The 16,444-nt window shown below is 47.0% G+C and carries 14 protein-coding genes; 12 read left to right on the top strand and 2 right to left on the bottom strand.

Going from position 1 to position 16,444, the window contains the following annotated elements; genetic code table 11:
• Positions 1 to 33: 33 nt before the first annotated feature.
• The 5 genes from K2G43_RS05245 (at position 34) to K2G43_RS05225 (ending at position 5,377) form a co-directional block, all read left to right on the top strand.
• Entirely contained in the window at positions 34 to 990 is a 957-nt protein-coding gene (locus K2G43_RS05245; RefSeq protein ID WP_297644860.1) for an NAD-dependent epimerase/dehydratase family protein, read from the top strand.
• A 20-nt stretch (positions 991 to 1,010) separates the two neighbouring features.
• Complete coding sequence (locus K2G43_RS05240) at positions 1,011 to 1,862, top strand: DUF4348 domain-containing protein (RefSeq protein ID WP_300153337.1); 852 nt, start codon at positions 1,011 to 1,013, stop codon at positions 1,860 to 1,862.
• Between the two features lie 25 nt (positions 1,863 to 1,887).
• Positions 1,888 to 2,892 carry a UDP-N-acetylmuramate dehydrogenase gene (murB, locus tag K2G43_RS05235; RefSeq protein ID WP_300153339.1) on the top strand — a complete coding sequence of 335 codons (1,005 nt, stop codon included), beginning with the start codon at positions 1,888 to 1,890 and terminating at the stop codon, positions 2,890 to 2,892.
• 16 nt (positions 2,893 to 2,908) lie between these two features.
• Positions 2,909 to 3,673, top strand: a complete 765-nt coding sequence (locus K2G43_RS05230; RefSeq protein ID WP_297644862.1) for an MBL fold metallo-hydrolase — start codon at positions 2,909 to 2,911, stop codon at positions 3,671 to 3,673.
• A gap of 72 nt (positions 3,674 to 3,745) precedes the next feature.
• Complete coding sequence (locus K2G43_RS05225; protein ID WP_300153335.1) at positions 3,746 to 5,377, top strand: DUF3352 domain-containing protein; 1,632 nt, start codon at positions 3,746 to 3,748, stop codon at positions 5,375 to 5,377.
• A 620-nt stretch (positions 5,378 to 5,997) separates the two neighbouring features.
• On the opposite strand, the gene K2G43_RS05220 is transcribed toward K2G43_RS05225, so the two are convergent.
• Complete coding sequence (locus K2G43_RS05220; RefSeq protein WP_297643733.1) at positions 5,998 to 6,378, bottom strand: DUF3127 domain-containing protein; 381 nt, start codon at positions 6,376 to 6,378, stop codon at positions 5,998 to 6,000.
• Positions 6,379 to 6,542: 164 nt separating this feature from the next.
• Between K2G43_RS05220 and dnaN the strand changes: the two genes are divergently transcribed.
• The 7 genes from dnaN to K2G43_RS05185 all read left to right on the top strand — a co-directional run bounded on the left by dnaN (position 6,543) and on the right by K2G43_RS05185 (position 14,762).
• Positions 6,543 to 7,667, top strand: a complete 1,125-nt coding sequence (dnaN, locus tag K2G43_RS05215; RefSeq protein WP_300153333.1) for a DNA polymerase III subunit beta — start codon at positions 6,543 to 6,545, stop codon at positions 7,665 to 7,667.
• Positions 7,668 to 7,824: 157 nt separating this feature from the next.
• The gene (locus K2G43_RS05210; RefSeq protein WP_297643730.1) at positions 7,825 to 8,595 is read left to right on the top strand and encodes a 3'-5' exonuclease; all 771 of its coding nucleotides are present in this window, start codon (positions 7,825 to 7,827) and stop codon (positions 8,593 to 8,595) included.
• Between the two features lie 38 nt (positions 8,596 to 8,633).
• Positions 8,634 to 9,860 carry a bifunctional phosphopantothenoylcysteine decarboxylase/phosphopantothenate--cysteine ligase CoaBC gene (coaBC, locus tag K2G43_RS05205; RefSeq protein ID WP_300153330.1) on the top strand — a complete coding sequence of 409 codons (1,227 nt, stop codon included), beginning with the start codon at positions 8,634 to 8,636 and terminating at the stop codon, positions 9,858 to 9,860.
• A 56-nt stretch (positions 9,861 to 9,916) separates the two neighbouring features.
• Positions 9,917 to 11,581 (top strand): DNA repair protein RecN, encoded by a 1,665-nt coding sequence (gene recN / locus K2G43_RS05200; protein WP_297643725.1) that lies wholly within the window; start codon positions 9,917 to 9,919, stop codon positions 11,579 to 11,581.
• 51 nt (positions 11,582 to 11,632) lie between these two features.
• On the top strand, positions 11,633 to 12,373 hold the full coding sequence (gene rlmB / locus K2G43_RS05195) for a 23S rRNA (guanosine(2251)-2'-O)-methyltransferase RlmB (RefSeq protein ID WP_297643722.1): 741 nt from the start codon (positions 11,633 to 11,635) through the stop codon (positions 12,371 to 12,373).
• Between the two features lie 4 nt (positions 12,374 to 12,377).
• A complete protein-coding gene (locus tag K2G43_RS05190; protein WP_300153327.1) occupies positions 12,378 to 14,081 on the top strand; it encodes a tetratricopeptide repeat protein in 1,704 nt (567 codons plus the stop codon).
• A gap of 306 nt (positions 14,082 to 14,387) precedes the next feature.
• A complete protein-coding gene (locus tag K2G43_RS05185; RefSeq protein ID WP_297643735.1) occupies positions 14,388 to 14,762 on the top strand; it encodes a RidA family protein in 375 nt (124 codons plus the stop codon).
• Positions 14,763 to 15,045: 283 nt separating this feature from the next.
• Here the strand turns inward: K2G43_RS05185 and K2G43_RS05180 are convergent, their stop codons facing one another.
• Complete coding sequence (locus K2G43_RS05180) at positions 15,046 to 16,227, bottom strand: class I SAM-dependent rRNA methyltransferase (protein WP_297643718.1); 1,182 nt, start codon at positions 16,225 to 16,227, stop codon at positions 15,046 to 15,048.
• Between the last annotated feature and the right edge of the window lie 217 nt (positions 16,228 to 16,444).

The raw sequence follows: 16,444 nt of genomic DNA, 5'->3' as shown, positions 1-16,444 counted from the left end.
GTATTATTAACAAACTACTTATAATTAAGTCTCATGAAAAATATTTTGGTAATTGGATCTACTGGACAGATTGGTTCGGAATTAACATTAGAGTTGCGTAAACGTTATGGGGATGACCATGTGGTAGCCGGATATATTCCGAGTGCTATGCCTAAGGGAGAATTGAAGGCGTCCGGTCCTTCGGCCATTGCGGATGTAACAGATCGTCAGTCTATTGAAGTGGTCGTACGTCAATTTAAGATAGATACGATTTATAATCTGGCTGCATTGTTATCGGTAGTTGCCGAAAGCCGTCCGGCAATGGCATGGAAAATCGGTATTGACGGACTTTGGAACGTGCTTGAGGTGGCTCGTGAGTATAATTGTGCTGTCTTCACTCCCAGTTCCATCGGTTCATTCGGAGCTGCCACTCCACATACAAAAACCCCGCAGGATACGATTCAACGTCCGCGAACAATGTATGGTGTGACTAAAGTAACGACTGAGTTGCTGAGTGATTATTACTATACGAAGTATGGAGTAGATACCCGTGCGGTACGTTTCCCGGGAATCATCTCCAATGTCACTCCTCCGGGAGGCGGTACTACGGATTATGCGGTAGATATATTCTATTCCGCCGTGAAAGGTGAGAAGTTTGTATGTCCAGTGAAAGCTGGTACTTATATGGATATGATGTATATGCCGGATGCATTGAATGCGGCAATTGCCTTGATGGAGGCAGCTCCGGCAAGATTACAACATCGCAACGCCTTCAATATCGCTTCTATGAGTTTTGATCCGGAAGAAATTTATCAGGCTATCAAAAAACACGTACCCGAATTTGAAATGGAGTATGAAATAGATCCGTTGAAGCAGGCAATTGCGGATAGCTGGCCCGACTCTTTGGACGATTCTTGCGCTCGCGAAGAATGGGATTGGAAACCTCAGTATGATTTGGAATCCATGACCGTAGATATGCTTGAGAAACTGAAGGCTAAATTAAATAAGTGACCCAAATCGGTCCGTAAGAAATGAAAAGAATTCTTTTGGGGATTTTGTTGTTCGCTTTTCTGATTTCGTGTGGGAATAACAAAACGAAAACAGATCCCTTTGCTGCTATTACGGACATGGTGGACTCGGTTAAGTATGAAGTTGCCGATACACTGCAACAGGTAGAGCTGAAGGAGGAACCGAAGCCTACAGAGGCAGATGAGCTGTTTGATGATTTTATATTCAGCTATGCATCGGATGAAACTTTACAAAGGCAAAGGACGGAGTTTCCTTTGCCTTACTACAACCGGGATACGCCGGTAAAAATAGAAGAACGATTTTGGAAGCATGATTATTTCTTCACACAGCAGAGTTATTATACGTTGCTTTTTGATGAAGAGGATGAACTGGAGTTGGTGGGTGACACAACGTTGAAGTCGGTTCAGGTAGATTGGATTTATCTGAAGACCCGTATGGTGAAGCGTTACTATTTTGAGCGGAAGCGGGGTATGTGGATGCTCGAAGCCATTAATCTGCGTGAAATGGAGAAGGGGGAGAACGAAGATTTTGTGGAGTTCTATACACATTTTGTGACGGACAGTGTCTATCAGAGCAAGCACATCAGTCGTCCGTTGCAATTTATCACCATCGATCCTGATGATGAGTTTTCCATATTGGAGACAACGCTGGACGTGAACCAATGGTATGCGTTTCGTCCAGTGATGCCTGCCGATAAGTTGTCCAATATTAATTATGGACAGAAAAACGAGGACTTATCCAATACCAAAATCTTGAAGGTAAACGGTATCGGTAATGGCTATTCCAATCTCTTCTATTTCCGGAGAAGGAATGGAGAGTGGGAATTATACAAATACGAAGATACCAGTATTTAGACAACTGATGGCTGAGAAGGAGAGGATGGAAGCTGATTCAAAAAAAATACCTAATACATTCGGAATTGATGTTACCGCTGCAAAACTTTTGGAGTATGATTCGGAAGAAGAATTCCAAAAACTGAGTGCGGCGGGTTATATCACAATGCCCTATTTACATGTGGGTGGCGGTAGCAATTTGTTGTTTATCGGTAATTATAAAGGTACGATATTGCATTCGCGCATCAAGGGGATAGAAGTGTTGATGGAGAATGAAGAAGCCGTGTCGGTGCGTGTCGGTGCGGGCGTGGTATGGGATGACTTTGTGGCATACTGCGTGGCGCATCATTGGTATGGCGCGGAGAATCTTTCGTCGATACCGGGTGAAGTGGGTGCCAGTGCCGTGCAGAATATAGGAGCTTACGGAGTGGAAGTGAAAGATCTGATAACTTCGGTAGAGACTTTGAACATTCAAGGCGAGAAGCGTGTTTATCCCGTCGATGAATGTGGCTATGCCTATCGGAAGAGCATTTTCAAGCAGCCGGATATGAAGTCGGTATTCGTGACTTACGTGAACTTCCGTCTGAGTAAAAAAGAACACTATAAATTGGACTACGGTGCGATTCGGCAAGAGTTGGTAAAATATCCGCAGGTGGATTTGAACGCTGTACGCCAGGTAATTATGGATATTCGAGAGAGCAAACTTCCCGACCCGAAAGTCCAGGGCAATGCTGGCAGCTTTTTTATGAATCCCATTGTGCCGCGTGCATTGTTTGAAACATTGCGGCAGGAGTATCCCGATATGCCACACTATAACGTGGATTCCCATCATGTGAAGATACCTGCCGGATGGATGATAGACCGGTGCGGATGGAAAGGGAAGGCATTGGGTCGTGCGGCTGTGCACGATAAGCAGGCATTGGTGCTGGTCAATCTGGGGGGGGCGACAGGGATGGATATTGTGGCCCTTTCGGATGCGGTACGGGCATCGGTTCGTGAAAGATTTGGAATAGACCTTCATCCTGAAGTTAATTTAATAGATAACGGATAATAGCTGACAGCTGACAATGGGAAGATTTAGAATATTGGGAAGCGGAACTTCAACCGGTGTGCCGGAGATTGGTTGTACTTGTCCGGTGTGCACTTCTACCGATTGGCGGGACAACCGCTTGCGGACCTCTTCACTGGTGCATACGGAAGATGCGGTGATATTGATAGATTGTGGTCCCGACTTTAGAGAACAGATGCTGCGCATGTCTTCGTTTGAGAAGATAGACGGCGTGCTGATTACCCACGAGCATTACGACCATGTGGGAGGATTGGACGATTTGCGTCCGTTTGGCCGTTTGGCCGATATTCCTGTTTATTCGGATGCTTATACGGCCTCTCATCTGCGGGCACGGATGCCTTACTGCTTTGTTGATAAGGTGTATCCGGGCGTTCCCCGTATCTATTTGGAGGAGGTGGAGGCTGGCAAGCCTTTTCATATCAACCAGACGGAAGTGCTTCCTTTGCAGGTGATGCATGGTCGGTTACCCATTCTTGGCTATCGGATAGGAAATCTTGGCTATGTTACAGATATGCACACGATGCCCGATGAGTCTTATGAACGGTTGCGTGGTGTGGATGTATTGATCATCAATGCGCTACGCTTTGAGCCTCATTTCACTCATCAAAGTATTTCTGAAGCATTGGTGGCGGTAGAGCGTGTTGGTGCCAAAGAGACTTATCTTATTCACATGAGCCATCATGCGGGCTTGCATGTCGATTTGGAGAAGCGACTTCCGCCCCATATACACCTCGCATACGATGGGCTTGAAGTGATGTTTTAAGATTTTTAAGGTTTTTGTTTGCTTTTATGGGCAGAAAAAGTTATTTTTGCCCAAAGATAACAAATAAAAGCCATGAAGCCCCGACTCCTGATACAGATAGTTGTCGTTATCTCCGTCATATTGTTATGTACGGGGGTGGGCATTTATTCATACTTACGCCTGTATGCAGTGGAGCATCAGCGGGATTTCAATCTTTATACCTTAGTGCCGCAAGATGCCGTTGCTGTTCTTGAAACCGACCGGATGGCAGACCTGGTAAATGATGTCAATGAACTAGATTGCAGTAAGGATAATTGTTTCCTGTATGCATCGGAACTCTTCGTATATTTGAAAAAATACCTGTACGCTTTGTTGGAAGATACTCCTCATGGATTGAGTAAACAGATGAGCAAGATGCTGATAAGCTTCCATGAACCGGATAATCCGATGAATCAGGTATTGTATTGCAGTCTGGGGTCGGGCGATTATGAACTGGTCGGGAGTTTTGTTCAGAAGTATTGCTCAAGTACATTCCCTTCTAAGTACTTTGATTATAAAGGAGAGGAGATACGTATCTATCCGATGGAGGACGGACGTTTCCTTTCTGTCTATTTCACGACGGACTTTCTGGTCGTCAGTTTCCAAAAAAGGTTGGTGGAGCAGGTGATTGATGCCTCTCGCAACAAGAAATCTTTGATGAATCTTGCCTCTTTCCGCACGATACATGCGGATAAGCATAAAAATGTAGTGGCTACGTTGTATGTTCGTATGAAGGAGGTGGATATGGGCAAACCTACGGATGGAATGCGTTTGCAGACACGTCTGGGTGGTTGGACGGAGTTTGATATGAAGTTCAATGAAAATGCCATCTATTGTTCTGGAATAAGTCACAGAGCCGACTCCACCCATACTTTTATGGATGCCTTGCGGGTGCAGAAACCTGTGGAGGGCTTTCCGGGTGCCTCTCTTCCTTCATCCACTTTCTTTTACGATTGTTGGGCGATTTCGGACAGGAAAGCGGTGTTTGACTTTACTGCCCGTCAGGAGTATGCCAAAGCCACTTATTCGGATTATATAAAACAGCGCGACGAAGATTGGATGACCTTCTTGAACGACTATGCGGGCGAGAGCGTGAAGGCTTGCCTTTTCTACTCTAAAGATACGCTACACACTGCACCATGTGCTGTGATGGCCATTCCGGTCAAGGATGAACGGATGGCGGAACGCCGTTTGCGGGCGTTGCTTCATGCTACGCCTGCGGAGGAGGATGCGCCGCCGATGCCGAAGGTTTCTTTCAATCGTTTGTTATATCCCCAGGCATTGAAATACAAGAAATATGTGTTACCCCGAAATACATTGTTTACGCAAATGACCGGCATCACAGAAAATGCGCTATACTCATTTGCCTGTTTCTATCAGGGAGACCTGCTGATGGCCCCCGACGCAACCAGCCTTTCCGCCTATATAGAAGCCGTGGAAAGCGGTGATGTGATGGACGAAACGCCGGCTTATGAAGAGAGCGTGGCCAGCCTGTCGCCTTTGTATAATTTTGTGATGATGTCCGATTTGGAGGTTATGTTGCGTCAGCCGGAAACGTATGTGCGTTTAGTCCCGAACTTTTTCTTTCGTCACGCAAAGTTTTTCAGCCATTTCATCCTTGCCGTGCAGTTTACGTGTGCGGAAGGGGTGGCCTATCCTAATATTGTGTTGCTTTATAAGGGGTGATATTCGGAAAAATTTTACCTATTGAGACGGTGCATGGATGAGTATGGTACTGAATCCCATTCAGTATGGTACTGAATATAGCTGTATATGGCACGTTGATAATTAGTAAATTATATATTAACTTGTTGGCGGAATTAATTTGCGAAACCGCTTCCTGTTTTTTTAATACACTAACTATCAAATGATTGAAAACACGTTGACAGACACTTGTGTTCAACATGACAAACACTTGTGTTCAAGCTGACAGACACAAGTGTTTGAGACGACAGACGCAAGTGCCTGTCAAACCGGGGAATATAGGGCTAAATTGCAGAAGTTATTTCTTTGCTGATTTTATTCCGCCAACAGGTTAATATTAATCTTTAAAGGCGATAATAATCTACAATTTGTTGAAATTTGGATATGTATAGCCAAACAGAATTGAATTGCGAATGTTAGTTCCTGACACAACTCTTAAACTCCCGTAAATGAAAAAGCTGTGGATTTTGGCGAACTCCTTGAACATCAATTGTCGATATCTGATGAAGCAAGTGGCAAAAATGAAGCCCATCATTGATGAGGATTTTATCAATGACGGGCAACTTGTTGTTCTTCCTTGCTGATATCTGTATATCTGCTGATTAGAAGGGAAGGTCATCCTTTGCGTCTCCCGCTAAGAATTCGGGTGCAGCGGCAGGTGCGGGCGGCGGTACGGGAGCTCCTGGAGCAGGTGCAACGGCAGCGGCGCTTACACGCTCCACCTTCCAGGCGCGGATGCTGTTGAACCAGCGGTCTTGCCATTGGCGCGCATCTATGTCGAAAGAAACAGTCAGCTCTTCACCCATCTGGATGTTGAACTGTTCGATTTTGTCTGCCCCAAAAACGTCGAAGCACATTTTGCGGGGATATTGACTGCTCATAGAGTCTTCAATTACGTATTCTTGTACTTTCCATTCGTTGCCCGTTTTGGAAACTCCGCCTCTAGGCTGGAGGATGGCGATGATTTTTCCTGTAAATTCCATTGTTCTCTATTTAAATGATGCGGCGAAGTTACGATTTTTTGGGCATACGGAACGAATAATAGGCTGTTTTTTCTTTGTATTTCTTTGTCGTAGGGAATTCTTTTTCTAACTTTGTCCGTCAGTTAGAAACATTGCTGAATAAAAAACTTAAATATACGAAATATATGAAATTTATCGTTTCAAGTACTGCTCTTTCCAGCCATTTGCAGGCAGTCAGCCGCGTAATTAATTCGAAGAATACACTCCCCATTTTGGATTGTTTCCTTTTTGAACTACAGGACGGAACTTTGTCCGTAACTGTGTCCGACAGTGAAACAACGATGGTTACTACGGTTGAAGTCAACGATAGTGATATGGATGGACGTTTTGCCATTACAGCCAAAACGTTGTTGGATGCTTTGAAGGAAATTCCTGAACAGCCGTTGTCGTTCGAGATTAACACGGATTCTCTTGAAATCACAGTGCAATATCAGAATGGTAAATACAGTTTGATGGGACAGAATGCGGATGAGTTCCCGCATTCGGCTATGCTGGGCGACAATGCCGTGCGTGTGGAGATGGACGCACAAGTTTTGCTGGGGGGCATAAACCGTGCTGTATTTGCCACGGCGGATGACGAACTTCGCCCCGTGATGAACGGTATCTATTTCGATATTACGACCGAGGACATTACGATGGTTGCATCAGACGGTCATAAGCTGGTGCGTTGTAAGACACTGGCTGCCAAAGGTAACGAACGTGCCGCTTTCATTCTGCCTAAGAAACCGGCTTCTTTATTGAAGAATCTGTTGCCGAAAGAGCAGGGCATGGTGACGGTTGAGTTTGATGAGCGCAATGCCGTGTTCACATTGGAAAACTATCGTATGGTGTGTCGTCTGATTGAAGGCCGCTATCCGAACTATAATTCTGTGATTCCGCAGAACAATCCTTATAAGGTGACGGTGGACCGTTTGCAGTTGGTCAGCGCATTGCGTCGTGTCTCTATTTTCTCGTCGCAGGCGAGCAGTCTTATCAAATTGCGTTTGCATGATAACCGGATTGTGGTTTCCGCGCAAGACATCGACTTCTCCACTTCTGCGGAAGAGACGCTGAACTGTCACTATGAGGGCAGTCCGATGAGCATTGGTTTCAAATCTACTTTCTTGATAGATATTTTGAACAACATTTCCGCCGATGAAGTGGTTATCGAATTGGCAGATCCGTCGCGTGCGGGTGTCATCATTCCGGTGGAACAAGAGGAAAACGAAGACTTGTTGATGCTGCTGATGCCGATGATGCTGAACGATTAATAAGATACAATCTTTTATTTTTTCGATTAGGCACGAATTGCGCAGAGTGTGCGGCCCGGGTGTATATGGAAATACCGTGCCGGTCTGTGTGGTCCGTGCCTAAAAGATAAATTCAGGACAGTTTGTTGATAGAAAAAATAAAATAAAAACGAAAACGATGAAATTGAATCTGAAAAATCCGATTGTCTTTTTTGATTTGGAGACTACGGGCACCAATATTAATTCGGACCGAATTGTAGAAATCTGTTACCTAAAGGTATATCCCAACGGAAACGAAGAGGCAAAGACTATGCGCATCAATCCGGAGATGCCTATTCCAGCCGAGGCTTCTGCCGTTCATGGCATTTATGATGCAGATGTGGCCGATTGCCCTACCTTTAAGGCAGTGGCGCAGAATATAGCCAATGACATCGAAGGATGCGACTTGGCAGGTTTCAACTCCAATCGTTTTGATATTCCCGTACTGGCGGAAGAGTTCTTGCGTGCCGGGGTGGACATTGATATGAGCCGCCGCAAGTTTGTGGATGTGCAGGTTATTTTCCACAAAATGGAACAGCGCACGCTTTCGGCTGCTTACAAGTTCTATTGCGGTAAGAATCTGGAAGACGCTCATACGGCGGAGGCTGATACACGCGCCACATACGAGGTGCTGATGTCGCAACTGGACCGTTATCCCGAATTGCAGAACGATGTGGCTTTTCTTGCCGATTATTCCAGTTTCAATAAGAATGTGGATTTTGCGGGACGCATGGTGTATGATGACAAAGGAGTGGAGGTATTCAACTTCGGCAAGTACAAAGGAATGGCGGTGGTCGATGTCTTGAAGCGCGACCCCGGTTATTACAGCTGGATATTGAACAGCGACTTCACGTTGAACACGAAAGCCATGCTGACCAGAATACGCTTGCGCGAAATAACCCAGAAGTAAGGAAAGGCTTTCTGTTTGTAATTAGCAGTTGAAGATTCATGGCAAATATACTGAAAGGAAAGAAAATCGTATTGGGCATTACGGGGAGTATTGCCGCTTATAAAGCTTGTTATATCATTCGCGGACTTATAAAACGCGGTGCTGAAGTGCAGGTGGTCATTACGCCTGCCGGAAAGGAGTTCATTACTCCCATTACCCTCTCTGCCTTGACCAGTAAACCAGTAATCAGTGAGTTCTTCGCACAGCGCGACGGGACGTGGAACAGCCACGTCGATTTAGGATTGTGGGCGGATGCCATGCTGATAGCTCCGGCGACAGCTTCTACTATCGGAAAGATGGCCAACGGGATTGCGGATAATATGCTGGTTACAACCTATCTTTCGGCAAAGGCTCCGGTGTTTGTGGCACCAGCCATGGACTTGGATATGTATGCCCATCCCTCTACTCAGAAGAATCTGAAGACACTTCGTTCGTATGGCAACCATATCATAGAACCCGCTACAGGAGAACTTGCCAGCCATCTGGTGGGGAAGGGGCGTATGGAGGAACCCGAAAACATCATCAGGCATTTGGAAATCTATTTTGCCGCCAAAGAAGGGGATCTGGTAGGGAAGACCGTGATGATAACGGCAGGACCTACGTATGAAAAGATAGATCCGGTGCGCTTTATCGGTAACTATTCGTCTGGCAAGATGGGATTTGCGCTTGCCGATGAATGTGCCGCCCGAGGAGCGAAAGTAATACTGATTGCGGGTCCGGTGCAGCAGACCACTCATTTTCCGATGCATCAATATCATGCGGTGGAGTCGGCGCAAGCAATGTTTGATGCAGCCTCTGCCTCTTTTGAATATGTGGATGCCGCCATCCTAACGGCGGCGGTGGCCGATTACACTCCCGACCAAGTGGCAAATGAGAAAATCAAGCGGGAAAAGACGGGAGATATGACGTTGCGGTTAAGGCCGACAAAGGACATCGCCGCTTTTTTGGGCGAGATGAAAGGAAGATGTCCTGATAAGATATTGGTGGGCTTTGCTCTTGAAACCAACAACGAACAGCATAATGCGGAAGATAAGCTGAACCGTAAAAAACTGGATTTTATCGTGCTCAATTCGTTGAACGACAAAGGAGCGGGCTTTCGTTACGATACGAATAAAATCAGCATTATCGACCGGACTGGTAAAAAAAGGGATTATCCGTTGAAGACTAAGGTGGAGGTGGCAACAGACATCATTGACCATTTGGTCGAAGTGATGAAGCATTCGTGATATGTTCCGGTTGTCAACCTCCAATGTTTAATTTTTAATTCTCTGTATTCAATTTAATGTTGCGTTCGCTTTACATACAGAATTATGCCCTTATCGAGAAACTCGATATCGGTTTTGACGGTGGATTTTCGGTAATAACGGGTGAGACCGGAGCCGGAAAATCCATTATTTTGGGTGCTATCGGTCTGTTGTTGGGACAACGTGCCGACGTGAAGTCCATCCGTGTGGGAGCATCCAAGTGTATCATTGAGGCTCGTTTTGACATATCGGCGTACGGGATGCAACCCTTCTTCGAGGAGAATGAATTGGAGTATGAAGAAGAGTGTATTTTGCGTCGTGAGTTGTCCGCTTCGGGCAAAAGTAGGGCGTTCATCAACGATACGCCTGCTTCACTGGTTCAGATGAAAGAACTGGGTGAGCTGCTGATTGACGTGCATTCGCAGCACCAGAACCTGTTGTTGAACAAAGAGGGGTTCCAGCTTGACGTATTAGATCTCCTGTCGCACAATGAAGCAGTATTGTCGGTTTATCGGCATCTGTTTGGTGAGTGGAAGCAGGCCCTGCAAGAGTGGGAGGCTCTTGTCTCCCGTGCCGAACAGGACAAGGCGGATGAGGATTATATACGTTTTCAGCTCGAACAATTGGAAGAGGCTCATCTAGTTGCCGGCGAACAGGAAGAACTGGAGCGGGAGGCAGATACGCTGAGCCATGCGGAAGAGATAAAGGCGGGATTGTATCGAGTAGGACAAACCTTTTCTTCGGACGAAGGCGGATTACTTTCTGGATTGAAGGAGTGTCTCAATACGATGCGTGGCTTGCAGCAGGTTTATTCCGTTGCCGGTGAACTTGCCGACCGTATGGAGAGTTCCTACATCGAACTGAAGGACATCGCTCAGGAAGTGTCGGACAAGGAAGAAGAGATAGAGTTCAACCCCGGACGCTTGGAAGAGGTGAACGAACGCTTGAACCTGATTTATACGTTGCAGCAGAAACATCGCGTTTCTACCATTGACGAATTGCTGGCATTGGCGGAAGAGTATGCCGGCAAATTGTCTGCCATAACATCGTCGGACGAACATATTGAGGTGTTGAAGGTGCGTTGCGAAGCCTTGTACAAGGAGGTGAAAAAGCAGGCGGCTGTCCTTACCGAAGCGCGTATCGCCGCTGCCCGTGAGGTGGAGAAGCAGATGGCTGCGAGGCTGGTGCCATTGGGAATGCCCAATGTACGCTTCGTGGTGGAGATGGGGGCCCGCAAGGAGCCGGGAATACACGGGGCCGATACGGTTAGTTTCCTGTTCTCGGCAAACAAGAACGGAACGTTGCAAAACATCTCTTCGGTAGCTTCAGGGGGTGAGATTGCCCGCGTGATGTTGTCTGTCAAGGCGATGATAGCCGGTGCCGTCAAACTTCCTACCATTGTGTTCGATGAAATCGATACCGGAGTTTCCGGTGAGATAGCCGACCGTATGGCGGATATCATGCAGGAGATGGGCGAGCAAGACCGCCAGGTCATTAGTATTACCCACCTTCCGCAGATTGCCGCCCGCGGGTGTGCCCACTACAAGGTATATAAACAAGATAATGAGACGGAGACCAATAGTCACATCCGTCGCCTGACCGACGAGGAGCGGGTAGAGGAGATTGCCCACATGCTGAGTGGCGCCACCTTGACGGAAGCGGCCTTGAATAATGCAAGAGCGCTGTTGACGAGTGATAAGTGATAGTGGTAAGCGATTCGTAAAATAGTAAATTGTCAAATAGTAAATAACTATATGGTTGATAACAATGAAATGATTTTCGGCATTCGTGCCGTGATAGAGGCCGTTCAGGCAGGACGGGAGATAGACAAGATATTGGTGAAGAAGGATATCCAGAGCGACTTGTCCAAAGAGTTGTTTGCTGTCCTGAAGGGAACGTTGATACCGGTGCAGCGTGTTCCGGTGGAACGCATTAACCGGATTACCCGCAAGAATCATCAGGGGGTGGTTGCTTTCCTCTCTTCGGTCACGTATCAGAAGACCGAAGATTTGGTTCCTTTTCTTTTTGAGCAAGGCAAGAATCCATTGTTTGTGATGCTTGATGGCATTACGGATGTCCGCAACTTCGGGGCGATTGCCCGCACCTGCGAGTGTGCGGCGGTTGATGCCGTGATTATTCCGGCCAAGAACAGTGTATCGGTCAATGCGGATGCTATGAAAACTTCGGCGGGAGCATTACACACGTTGCCTGTCTGCCGCGAACATAGTTTGAAGGAGACGCTGCAATTCCTGAAGAACAGCGGCTTCCGTATTGTGGCGGCTACAGAGAAAGGCGACTACGACTATACCAAGGCAGACTATACCGGTCCGATGTGCATCATTATGGGGGCGGAAGACAAAGGTGTTTCGTATGACAATCTTGCCTTGTGTGATGAGTGGGTGAAGATACCGATGCTGGGAACTATTGAGTCGCTCAATGTTTCCGTTGCGGCAGGTATCTTGATTTATGAAGCAGTAAAACAAAGAACGAACTAAGGATATGAAAAAGAATTTTCTTTTGACGCTCACTCTCTGTCTCTTGGCCCAGTGGAGTGCGGCACAAGCACCCAAGTGGGTGGACAAAGCCAAGCGTGCCGTTTTCTCGGTGGTGACATACGATAAGAATGACAAGATACTGAGTACGGGAAACGGTTTTTTTATAACGGAAAACGGTATCGCGCTTTCTGATTATACCTTGTTCAAAGGTGCCCGGCGCGCCGTTGTGGTGGGTGCGGACGGTGTGCAGATGCCGGTAGAGGCTATTATGGGTGCCGACGATATGTATGATGTCGTCAAGTTCCGTGTAGGAGTCTCCGGCAAGAAAGTTGCTGCCCTGACACCGGCGGCTACGGCTCCTGCGGCGGGTGCGGATGTTTGCCTGCTGCCATATTCCACTCAAAAAGACCGCTCTTACACTACCGGGAAAATAAAAGAGGCGGACAAGATTTCAGGAGATTACTCCTATTACACGCTCAACATGCAGCTGAAAGACAAGATGGTCAGCTGTCCGGTGATGACGATGGACGGACAAGTGCTGGGACTGGCACAGAAATCATCGGGGCAGGACACCGCTACTGTCTGTTATGCCATCGATGCCCGTTTTGCCATGTCGCAGAACATATCCGCACTTTCATACGGCGACATGTCATTGAAAGGCATTGGCATCAAGAAGGCGTTGCCCGATACGGAGGAGCAGGCTTTGGTGTTCTTATATATGGCTTCTTCCCAGCTCTCGCCGGAGAAATATATGGAGATTTTGAACGACTTTGTGACGCAATATCCTGTCTGTGTCGATGGCTATATGCGCCGTGCTTCCCAGCAATTGTTTATGTCTCAGGAAGACGCTTCCATGGATAAGGTGGTTGCCGATATGGACAAGGCCCTGGAGGTTGCCACCCGAAAAGACGATGTCTATTTCAACCGCGCCAAGCTGATTTATAATTATGTGTTGAGCAATCCGGAAAAGCCCTATAAGGACTGGTCGTTCGATACGGCGTTGGAGGATGTCCGGAAGGCGATGGCTATTGAAGAACTTCCGGTTTATGTACAGATGGAAGGCGATATTCTGTTTGCCAAGCAGGACTATCCTGCCGCATGGACCAGTTATGAGAAGGTGAATAATACCAATCTGGCCTCTCCGGCTACCTTCTTCAGTGCGGCCAAAACCAAAGAACTGATGCAGGCTCCTGCCGAAGAGATTCTGGCATTGATGGACAGCTGTGTGGCTCGTTTCACTAAACCTTATACGGAAGAGGCCGCTCCTTATTTGCTGGAGCGTGCGCAAGCCCGTCTGAATGCAGGTCAGGCACGCAGTGCGATGCTGGATTATGATGCCTATTACAAGGCTGTGAACGGAAAGGTGAATGACTTGTTTTATTATTACCGTGAGCAGGCAGCCTTGAAAGCCAAGCAATATCAGCGTGCGCTGGATGATATGGCAAAGGCGATTGAACTGAATCCGGATGATTTGATGTATCGTGCCGAGCTGGCAGTGGTGAATATCCGTGTGGGACGCAATGAGGAGGCATTGAACATCTTGCGAGCCGCTTTGGAGAAGGATGCCGGCTATGCGGAGGCTTATCGCTTGATGGGTATCGCTCAGATTCAGCTGAAGAAGAACAAGGAGGCCTGTGCTTCCTTTGCCAAGGCGAAGGAGCTGGGGGATCCTAATGCAGATGCGTTGATTGAGAAGCATTGCAAATAAGGGAGAAGAAAAAGGCTCCGCTTTCACAAACGGAGCCTTTGAATAAAGGGATTTCCCTTTATCGATAGAAGTCAGGTTCAGGTATAATCAGTTAAGTTATGAGTGAAAAAGCTTTCTTGCATTATTCATTGAGATAAATGCAAGGATGTTCGAAATACTGCATGACGCTTCATACTTTTTTCAATGACCGATTTGACCGGAATCCGATCTGTTTCTCCACGAGTTTCCGTTGTTTTGTTGATTGGTATGCTGTCGGCATATCGAAACTATGCGAAATTTGAATTATTAATATAAAAACTGAGAATGATGAAGAAAGTTATTTGTAGTTCCAAGGCACCGGGTGCCATAGGTCCTTACAGTCAGGCTATCGAAGCCAATGGTATGGTATTTGTATCAGGTCAGCTGCCCATTGATGCGGCTACCGGAGTAATGGCCGAGGGTGCGGAGGCGCAAGCCCGGCAATCATTGGAGAATGTGAAACACATTCTGGAAGAGGCCGGACTTAGTATGGCTAACATTGTGAAGACCACCGTTTTCCTGGCGGATATGTCCTTGTTTGCCGATATGAATAAGGTGTATGCCACTTATTTTGAAGGCGATTTCCCCGCACGTTCGGCTGTTGCGGTGAAAGCATTGCCCAAAGATGCGTTGGTGGAGATTGAATGCATTGCGGTTCGATAACGAGCCAATAGTGACGGAATTGTGTGCCTCCTGCGAAGACGAAAGTTTTCCGGGAGGCTTTTTTATGAGGTTTCTGTAAGGCTTCTTGCAGAGCATAAATAGATGGGGAAGGCTATAAAAAAAAGAAGGGTATCTATCCCAGACACCCAATCTTTATTAACCTTAAATCTAATACCATGAAAAACACAGTGCAAAGATATAGGATTTATGTTATATAACATACGTTTCTGATATATTTCTTCTTCCTGTTAACTCTATTTAAGAGTTTAGGCCCTATTTCAGTTTATTCTACGTATAGCACCAGTCCTTTCAGGTATTCTCCTTCGGGATGATACATGCCCACCGGATGGTCGGCGGGCTGTGTCAGTTGGTGCAGGATGCGTACGCTGCGGCCGGACATGGCTGCTGCTGTGAACACAGCTGTGCGGAAGTTCTCCTTGCTGACCGCTTGCGAGCACGAGAAGGTGAAGAGTATGCCGCCCGGCTTGATTTTCTCGAAAGCCTTGACGTTCAACTTGCGATATCCTTGCAGGGCGTTGCGCAGGGCATCGCGGTGCTTGGCAAAGGCAGGTGGGTCAAGAATAATCAGGTCATACTGGTCGCCCATACGGTCCAGGTATTTGAAAGCGTCTTCCGCGTATGCGGCATGGCGGGTATCGTTCGGGAAATTCAGTTCGATGTTTTGGTTGGTCAGGTCGATTGCTTTGGCTGAACTGTCCACGGAGTGTACCAGTTTGGCGCCGCCGCGCATGGCATAGACGGAGAATCCGCCGGTATAGCAGAACATGTTCAATACGCTTCGTCCTTTGGCATAGCGTTCCAGCAGCGATCGGTTTTCCCGTTGGTCCACAAAGAAGCCGGTCTTTTGTCCTTTCAGCCAGTCGATGTGGAATTTTAATCCGTATTCCGTTGCCACATTGTCGGCGCTTCCACCCTTCAGGAACCCGTTCTCCGGATAGAGGTCGGCCTTGAAGGGGAGGGTTGTTTCCGATTTATAGTAGATGTTGTCTATCTTGTCGGCCATTACTTCGGTCAGCGCTTCGGCTATCGCCATACGGTCGAGGTGCATGCCGGCAGAGTGCGCTTGCATGACGGCGGTGCGTGCGTAGATGTCGATGACCAGCCCCGGCAGGTTGTCGCCTTCTCCGTGTATCAGGCGGTACGTGTTATTGGTGGGATTTTCGGCGATGCCGATGCTGCGGCGCATTTCGTAGGCAATGCCGAGTTTGCGTTTCCAGAAGTCGGTGTCGATTTCTTCTTCCTGACGGAAAGTCAATACACGCACGGCGATGCTGCCAATCTGGAAATGTCCTTTGGCGATGAACTCCTTTTTAGAGGTATAGATTTCGACCACTTCCCCTTCTTCGGGCTCTCCGTCAATGTGCGCGATGGCACCGGAGAACACCCAGGGGTGGAAACGCTTCAATGATTCTTCTTTACCGGGTTTGAGGTGTACTTTATACATATATGTAATGTGCTAATGTGATTAATGTGATGAATGTGGTAATGCGACAAATAGGCAGATGTGATAAATGTATTTTTAGTAGATGACAAAAAATGAATTTTATCGGTTATATTATTGATTTTTAATTAGTTACTACTTGCAAAAGTCCCTGAAAATTAGTAACTTTAAAGAAAAGTTTGACCGCTTTTTCCATGAAAGTTACGACAACTCCCAGGGA

It is taken from the genome of Bacteroides sp. (assembly GCF_029057325.1).
GTDB lineage: Bacteria > Bacteroidota > Bacteroidia > Bacteroidales > Bacteroidaceae > Bacteroides.
The sequence above is the reverse complement of the archived record's forward strand: the minus strand, read 5'-3'. Positions and strand labels throughout refer to the sequence as shown.